2 pseudogenes are annotated in these 553 nt (G+C 60.4%); both read left to right on the top strand.

Annotated features, from left to right (window positions below):
- Positions 1–329 (top strand): annotated as a pseudogene (locus A3754_RS06140) (imidazoleglycerol-phosphate dehydratase); the annotation flags it as partial.
- A gap of 23 nt (positions 330–352) precedes the next feature.
- Positions 353–553, top strand: a pseudogene (hisH, locus tag A3754_RS06135) (imidazole glycerol phosphate synthase subunit HisH); the annotation flags it as partial.

Below are 553 nucleotides of genomic sequence, written 5' to 3'. Positions count from 1 at the left end.
ACGGTCACGCCTATGTGCCTCTGGACGAAGCCCTGTCACGGGTAGTGCTGGACCTGTCCGGCCGTCCGGGCCTGGAAATGTTTGTGGATTTCACCCGGGGCAGCATCGGTGGCTTCGACGTGGACCTGTTCTATGAGTTTTTCCAGGGCTTCGTGAACCACGCCATGATTACCCTGCATATCGATAACCTGCGCGGCAAGAATGCGCACCACCAGGCTGAGACCGTGTTCAAGGCCTTTGGCCGCGCGCTCCGTATGGCGGTGGAGCCGGACCCGCGCATGGACGGTATTACCCCGTCTACCAAGGGTACCCTCAGCGAAAGCGAGTAACCGTACAGCACAGGCTCCCGAATATGAGTGAAGTCGTTGCCGTTATTGATTACGGCATGGGTAACCTGCACTCCGCAGGCAAGGCGCTGGAAAAGGTCGCCAATGGCCAGACCATCATCATCACCGGCGACCCGGATCAGGTCCGCGCGGCGGACCGGGTGGTCTTTCCCGGTGTGGGCGCCATTCGTGACTGCATCGCCGTTCTGAAAGACACGGGCCTGGAT

The sequence above is a fragment of the Alcanivorax sp. HI0083 genome (genome assembly GCF_001635175.1).
This window is presented reverse-complemented; position numbering and strand designations above follow the sequence as displayed.